This is a genomic window from Nonomuraea sp. NPDC001684 (assembly GCF_053596515.1).
In genome coordinates, this window is record NZ_JBSFGJ010000805.1 from 1 (window position 1) to 2,082 (window position 2,082).

Consider the following 2,082-nt stretch of genomic DNA (forward strand, 5'->3'; position numbering starts at 1 on the left):
CGCCCGGCGCGGGCTCGACGACGATCCGCTTCAGCCAGGCCACCATCGACTTGGCCATCGTGGTGTTGGTGACCTGCGGGAAGAAGTGCGAGGCGCCGTTCAGCTCCAGGTACGCCTTCTCCACCGACGACGGGATCGACTGGTAGAACGGCTCGGAGTGGGTCGCCACCGGCGCGATCGTGTCGGCCTCACCCCCGATGATCATCGTCGGCACCCGGAGGCCCGACCAGCTCTTGGTGAGGTTCCACGGCGCGAGTGGCACCGCCGCCTGGAGCGACGGGCGCGCGTCGGCGGCCTCCAGCGTGCCGCCGCCGCCCATGGAGTGACCGGCCACCGCGAGCCGGGACGCGTCGATCCTGCCGCGCACGGCCGACGGGCTGCCCGAGGTCAGGTAGTCCAGCGCGGCCAGGAGCTGACGTCCGCGGCTGGCCGGCTGGTCGTAGATCGTGGTGGTCTCGATGCCGATCACCACGAACCCGTGCGAGGCGATCCGCGGCCCCAGCCAGGCGAGGCTGGACCAGGTCGCCGTGTAGCCGGGCGAGATGGCGATCGCGCCGAAGGTGCCCTGGCTGGTGTCGGTCGGGTAGTAGATCGTCCCGCCGCCGAAGCCGGAGACGCTCAGCCGCGAGACGCCGAGCTCCGCGGTCGCGAACGGGCCGCGCGCGGCTTCCAGGATCGCGCCGGTCGGGTCGGGGCCGCGCTCGTACGGGCCGGCCGCGTGGGCCGCCGGCGCCGCCGCGACGCCGCCGGCGAGCAGCGTGACGGCCAGGGCGAGCTTGGTGAACGTTCGCGCGCCGAAGTGGGGGGTGGAGAGCTGCACGTCGTCGAACTCCCTGCTCATCGGGGGAATGACTGCTGTCTGTCGCCATTGTCGGGACACACGGTCAGCCGTGCATCGGTGAAATCACCGGTCTCGTGCCGCCCGCCGCCCGGTTCAGGCGCTACATGAACCTGACCAGCTCCACCCGTGAGCGGATGCCGAGCTTGCTGAAGATGTTCCTGAGATGGTGCTCGACCGTGCGCCTGCTGAGGAAGAGCTGCTCGGCGACCTCCTTGTTGGTGGCGCCCGCGGCCACCAGGCGGGCGATCTGCGCCTGCTGCGCGGTGAGCTGCGACACCGTCGCGTCCGCGGCCGGCCGGACCGGCTCGCCGGAGGCCCGCAGCTCGGCCCTGGCCTGCTCGGTCCACAGCCGCGCGCCGTGCCGTTCGAACGTCTCCAGCGCCGTGTGCAGGTGGTTCCTGGCCGCGCCGGGCCGCCGGTCGCGCCGCAGCGCGCTGCCCAGCAGCAGGTGCGTACGGGCCGCCTCGAACGCGCAGACGCCCTGGCCGTGCAGGCGCAGGGCGTCCAGGAACAGCTCCTCGGCCTCGCCGGGACGCACCGACAGCAGCGCCCGGCAGCGCGAGACCAGCGCCCGCAGGCCGGGGCTGCGCGTGCTGCCGACCCAGCGTTCGAGCACCCGCAGGGCGGCCGCGGCCCGCTCGCGGTCGCCGGTGCGGGCGGCCGCCTCGATGTAGTGCGGGGTGGACATGACCCTGATGACGACGTGGCGGTTGCGCCGCTCGGCCCGCAGCCTGCCCGCGGCGTCGGCCACGCGGCCCGCGGCCAGGTCGAGGCAGGCCAGCGCCCAGTTGCCGACCGCGCCGGCCAGCCCCAGCTCGTGGGCGTCGGCCAGCTCGATGGCGGCGTCCGCGCGGATCCGGCACGTCTCCTGGTCGCCCTCCACGGCGGCGCTGACCGCCAGCCAGGCCAGGTGCTGGGCCGCGGTGTTGTGCTGGCCCGTCTCGCGGGCCAGCCGCAGGCCCTTCGCGGCGGTGGCGGCGACGGAGGCGTACCGGCCCGTCCAGACGTCGGGGTAGATCGTGAACTCCAGGAGCTGCGGCACCGCCGACGCGGCCCCGCGCAGCCGGGCCTCCTCCACGGCCCGCGCCGACAGCCGGTGGGCCACCGCGTCCTCGCCCAGCAGCATGCCCGCCACGCACGCCCACGTGAGCACCGCCGGGTCGCGTACCGAGCCGGCCAGCTCCAGCACCCGCCGCAACGGCCCGGCCGCCTCCTGGTGCAGGCCGCTGAAGGTGTGGGCC

General features: G+C 74.7%; 2 protein-coding genes. Both read right to left on the minus strand.

Annotated elements, in window-relative coordinates; genetic code table 11:
• Nucleotides 1-841 (minus strand): alpha/beta hydrolase family protein (locus ACWCSD_RS51970; protein WP_449927212.1); only part of this gene is annotated, 841 nt, incomplete at its 3' end.
• 100 nt (nucleotides 842-941) lie between these two features.
• The coding region (locus ACWCSD_RS51975) for a LuxR C-terminal-related transcriptional regulator (protein ID WP_449927214.1) at nucleotides 942-2,082 on the minus strand (1,141 nt) is incomplete at its 5' end.